Source organism: Methanomethylovorans sp. (assembly GCF_041305605.1).
In the GTDB taxonomy this organism is placed as follows: domain Archaea; phylum Halobacteriota; class Methanosarcinia; order Methanosarcinales; family Methanosarcinaceae; genus Methanomethylovorans.
The window spans coordinates 1-5,301 of sequence record NZ_JBFYLB010000076.1 but is presented as its reverse complement, the minus strand read 5'-3'; the positions used below and the strand labels follow the sequence as shown (position 1 = coordinate 5,301).

The window sequence follows — 5,301 nt, the reverse complement described above, 5'->3', positions numbered from 1 at the left end:
CGGTGGCACTCATCGATCACGATAAAATCGAACTGCTCGATAGGGACCTTTTCATTGTACACCACAGGCAGCGGTTCCCTGGGCTGCCATCCGCTCTCGGCAGGATTCGTTTCCTCTGTTTCCTCGTCAAGTTCCTCACCCTTCAGGATCGAGTACAACCTCTGGATGGTGGAGATGCACACCTGGCTGTCCGAAGCGATGTGGGTGGAACGCAGCCGCTGCACATTGTATAGTTCTGTGAACTTGCGGTTATCATCGTTGGGAGTATATGCCATGAACTCCTGTTCCGCCTGTTTTCCCAGGTTTTTAGTATCCACAAGGAAGAGTATCCTCTTAGCGTCAGCGTATTTAAGCAGCCGATATATGAAAGTAACAGCAGTGTACGTTTTTCCGGAACCTGTAGCCATCTGGATCAATGCTCGCGGGTGATTCTCCTTGAAAGACCTTTCCAGGTTGTTGATCGCCCGTATCTGACAATCATGCAATCCCTCTGTCTGAAGCCCTGGAATATCCAGCAAGCTGGTCCTCAGTGACTTCTCTTTTTTGAGCCATTCCCTGAAAGTCTGCGGGCGATGAAATGAAAAAACAGGTCTTGATCTTGGTTTAGGATCACGGTGGTCGGTGAACCTTGTAAGTTCTCCGGTACTTTCGTACACAAAAGGCAGAGGGTCATTGTTCAGATATTTCAGCTTGCTTGTGGCATACTCGCCTGACTGTTCCTCGACAACCGTTAGTCTATGGCCTTCCTCTTCCTTTTTTGCCTCTATAATTCCCACAGGGTTCTTATCCACAAAAAGCACATAATCCGCAGGTCCGACATCTGTCAAATACTCTTTTACTGCAATGCCATCAGCTGCACTCCAGTTAAGCGTATTTTTCTCCTGTACTATCCAGCCGGAAGCCTCCAGTTTTTCATCGATCCTATCTCTTGCTTCCTGCTCAGGACTCTGATTGTGGCTCATAGACCTTACCGTTGATCTGATACGTTGCTACAATTACCATATCTGAAACTGCATGGAAAACTCACTCAGTATTCAGAATGATTTTGGAAAAGTTTATGTTCACATTCAATATAAGGATTCTTTGTTCTGTTTACACACATCTTATACTCTGCAGATGTTCTCAAATTTTAAGAATTGTCTGCAAGGTACCAGTGATGTAAAAAATAAAAAGGAGAATACCTTTTTCTTTGGAAGTTGCAAGGCCCATGGACATTTATTTTTGATCAACCGTTAATCTACTCGTGGGAAATAACGTTCAATGACCCAAAGCATAGGCCGGGTCATAAATGTGGTCACTAGGGCCATCAAGACCATCATGGTAAAGACAGTGGGGGTCAAGATCCCCAGTTCATATCCTATACTTAGAACTACCAGTTCCACCAATCCCCGTGTATTCATCAGCACTCCCAAGGCCAGAGAGTTTGCCCAGGATTGGCCGGTAAAGCGGGCTGCTGCAGCGCTTCCTCCAAACTTGCCTGCTACTGCCACCAGAATTATCATTATGCATATGAACCACAGATAGCTTTCGTTTAACAGACCTATTTCGGTTTTGAGGCCGTTTATTGCAAAGAACAGAGGCAACAGGATAACCAGGCTGACATCTTCTATACGGGAGATCAGCAATTGCCTGAAATCAGATTGTATCGGCATCATCATCCCTGCTAGAAAGGCTCCGAAAAGGGCATGGATCCCAATGGCCTCGGTGGCAAAGGCAGATAAGAAGAGCACGACAAACAGCAGTGCAATAAATCCTTTGCTCACGTTTTCTTTCGTAGCAAATCGTTCCCCAAGGAACCTTAATATGGGACGTACAAAGTAGAACATAAACAAAACGTACAATATTGACATCATAACCGTAACAAGGAAGGTCATTATTGTTTCAGCCCTTATTATACTAACAACGGCACCCAGCAAGCACCAGGCTGTAACATCATCGGCTGCAGCACAGGTAAGCGCCAGCGTACCAAGGGTCGATTGTGTCAGCTTCCGTTCCTGTATTATCCTTGCCAATACGGGAAATGCTGTAAGGCTCATGGCAATGCCCATAAAGAGGCTGAAAGAGAGAAAAGTAATTCCCTCAGGTGCAAATCCGGTGAACAAAAAATATGCCAAGGTAACTCCTAAAAAGAAAGGCACTACAATGCTGGCGTGGCTGACGATCAAAGCAGTATGTGCTTTATTTTTCAGCAAACTCGGATCAAGTTCCAGACCAACAATAAATACATACAGCACAAGTCCTAGGTTGCTCAGAGTTTCCATCCAGCCCAACGAAGCTGGTGCAAACAAGAATTTGCTCAATTGTGGCCACCATATCCCCACCACAGATGGCCCAAGCACAATTCCTGCTGTCATTTCACCAATGACACTGGGCTGGCCCATGCTGGCAAAAATGAACCCAAAGATCCTGGCCATCAGTACTATGACTGCGATCTGCAAAAACATTAGACCAAGAGGGTGGTTCAAATTCTGAGTTAAACACTGAACTATAAGTGTTCCAAGATCATTATCCCCTTGGAAATTGTTTTGGCTATTTATTGTGATGTCAGGAAAATCAACCAATGGAGACTCTAATCTTTGACCTTGAATTATAATCATCCAAACCAGCAGGATAAATATACCAGTAAATATCAGGTAAAAAAGTAGATTCCTGTGTAGCTTAGTGCTCATCACAGGTAATACTCTTCACGAAGTAAATATCTCTTTCGTCCATTTGACACGGAAATTTTCACATTTCAACCCTGGTGACAACTCCATGGACCCTATCTTCTGAAAGTTTATGGAATTGGACAAAAGAAGGTGATACTTTTTTCATAATTGAGAATACCTTCCAGGCAGGGTTGTCAGTTACTATATCTTCAACCCCGTAAAATATTGTTTTCTCATTAATTCCTGCAGTTTTTAATATCTGTCCGAGATTTATAACCTCCATGTACCCCATGTTTATTTTAAATACTTTCAATCCGTTTGCAATTTTTTCTTTGAATGAGCTTTCAACACCAAATGGATTGTCATGTATGGTAATTGTAACAAGGATATTATCCATGTAGATTATTCCATTATCGAACATTGTATGTACGATATATTGGGGGATAGAGCTTACTTCCTTGGCAAAGAAGAGAGCTGTCCCATTTATTTTAGTTACAGATGCGTATGTCAGATCGTATCTTTCAAGGAAGTCTTTTAAGGGTACTGGAATTAAAGCCTGATATAGCCTTTTTTGTCCGGTTGTGTAGATCATGATCATGCTAAAACACAAAACTGCAATGAAAAGGGACCAATAGCCTCCATGTGATAGTTTGTATGTGTTGGAAATAAGAAATATCATTGCAACGTATGTTACGCACATAGAAATGACAGTTTTAACGACTTCTTTCTTGAAATAATATATAAAAGTCATCATTATGCCCGTGATCACCATTGTACCGGTGACAGTTAATCCATATGCAGCAGCAAGTCTGCTGGATTCTCTGAACTCAAATATCGCAAACAATACAGCAATAAGAAGTAGCCAATTCACAACGCTGATATAGATCTGCGATCTTATTACATCCGATGTATAATCTATTTTCAATAGTGGCGCTATTCTGGTCATTATTGCCTGGTATGCTATTGAGAACATGCCACTGATCATGGCCTGAGATGCTATCACCGTAGCTACTATACTAAGGACCAGGAACGGCACATACAGAAAATGTGCCTGTTGAAATATCATTTCATACAGTATGTTCCTGGAATCGGGATTTCTTATAAGGAATGCTCCCTGTCCAAGATAAGCCAACAGTAATGCTACAAAGACCAGTCTCCAGGCTTTCAAGATGGGTTCTCTTCCAAGATGTCCCATATCAGCATATAATGCCTCCCCGCCAGTTGCACACAGGATCACTTCAGACAATACGAAAAATCCTGCCCAGCCGTTATGCAGTAGGAAATCGATCGCATAATATGGATTTATAGCTTTCAGAACGGATGGTGTGTATATTATAGATATGATACCTGAAGTGGCAATAGCTAAAAACCATAGGACCATCAGAGGTCCGAATATCCATGCTATTTTTTCAGTTCCTTTATTCTGGAATGAAAAAAGGCCTACTGCTATTATTCCGGCAATTAGCATAAGAGTCTCTTGTTCGATAAACTGAAGGCCTGGAATGATACGTATACCCTCTACAGCACTGAGTATACTGATGGCAGGTGTAATTATGCCATCGCCAACAAGGAAAGATATGCCAATATATGACAATATCGTGACGATCATCACTTTTTTACTTGATTTTATCAACGGAACAAGCAATTCCTTAAGTACGATAGTTCCGCCCTCGCCTTTTTTTCCAAGGTTCATGGCAAGCCAGGAGTATTCTATAGTTACAAGTATCACAAGCGTCCAGACAATCAAAGATAGGACTCCCATCACATTAGAAGGCGTAGCAGCTGTAATGAGAAAGATAACTGTAAGCGTGTAAATAGGGCTGGTGCCAATGTCACCAAAGACAAGTCCGGTAGATTTAACAATTCCACCCAGGTCTTTTTTGTCGAGCATAATGATCAGATCAACTCCTTGAGCCCAGTATCCTATTTGGAAAAATTGCATTTTGAAATCGCATTAAGAATCCTGTCTTTCCTTTAGCAGAACGTGAAGCAGGATAGTCTATAGCATATATATTAAATTTCTCGTGCAGAACGCAGTATCTCGAGTATCCCAAATATGTAGCCAGTGCTTTGCATACAAAATAAGTAGTTCTCGTTTCATACCTTCAGAAGATCAAAAATAAGGGAAGGGTCCCGTAGGACAAACTATGGAAGGCTTATGGAGTATGGGGGTATGATCAATCAATGATCATTAATGTTTAATCCCCGGGGCCCACGATGGTTGAAAAAAGAGAATGCACTTAAAGTGCATCCTCGTTAGTTTCGGCTGTTCTGATCCTGATGATCTTTTCGATGGGGTAGATGAATATCTTCCCGTCGCCAATGGAGCCGGTTTGAGCATGCTTCATAATTATAGCCACTGCTTCATCCGTCTTTTCAGCCGGTACGACCAGTTCCATCTTTACCTTGGGTAACAGGTCCACACAGTACTTCTGGCCTCTCCACTGCTGGAGCACGCCCTTCTGCTTTCCACGTCCCTTTACCTCGGTAAGTGTCATACTTTCGAATCCAGCCTCATCCAGTGCATCTTTTACTTCCTGGACCTTAGTAGGTCTGATGATTGCCTCTATCTTTCTCATTCATATCACTCCGCAAGCACGAATTCTGGGTATGCAGACATTCCGTGTTCCTTAATGTCAAGTCCGGCTATTTC

General features: G+C 42.5%; 4 protein-coding genes. All 4 read right to left on the bottom strand.

The genetic code is table 11. The features are described from left to right. Positions 1-962, bottom strand: a 962-nt coding sequence (locus tag ACCM36_RS05050; protein WP_370572659.1) for a DEAD/DEAH box helicase family protein, incomplete at its 3' end; no start/stop codon positions are given. A 270-nt stretch (positions 963-1,232) separates the two neighbouring features. Then, a complete protein-coding gene (locus ACCM36_RS05045; protein ID WP_370572658.1) occupies positions 1,233-2,444 on the bottom strand; it encodes a cation:proton antiporter in 1,212 nt (403 codons plus the stop codon). A 283-nt stretch (positions 2,445-2,727) separates the two neighbouring features. Then, the gene (locus tag ACCM36_RS05040; protein ID WP_370572657.1) at positions 2,728-4,539 is read right to left on the bottom strand and encodes a KUP/HAK/KT family potassium transporter; all 1,812 of its coding nucleotides are present in this window, start codon (positions 4,537-4,539) and stop codon (positions 2,728-2,730) included. 349 nt (positions 4,540-4,888) lie between these two features. After that, on the bottom strand, positions 4,889-5,227 hold the full coding sequence (locus ACCM36_RS05035) for a P-II family nitrogen regulator (protein ID WP_370572656.1): 339 nt from the start codon (positions 5,225-5,227) through the stop codon (positions 4,889-4,891). Positions 5,228-5,301: the final 74 nt, after the last annotated feature.

Bases quoted from the DNA above. Each gene is read 5' to 3' on its own strand.
- ACCM36_RS05045 (WP_370572658.1), bottom strand. From the start codon at position 2,444: ATGTTTTTGCAGATCGCAGTCATAGTACTGATGGCCAGGATCTTTGGG.
- ACCM36_RS05040 (WP_370572657.1), bottom strand. From the start codon at position 4,539: ATGCTCGACAAAAAAGACCTGGGTGGAATTGTTAAATCTACCGGACTT.
- ACCM36_RS05035 (WP_370572656.1), bottom strand. From the start codon at position 5,227: ATGAGAAAGATAGAGGCAATCATCAGACCTACTAAGGTCCAGGAAGTA.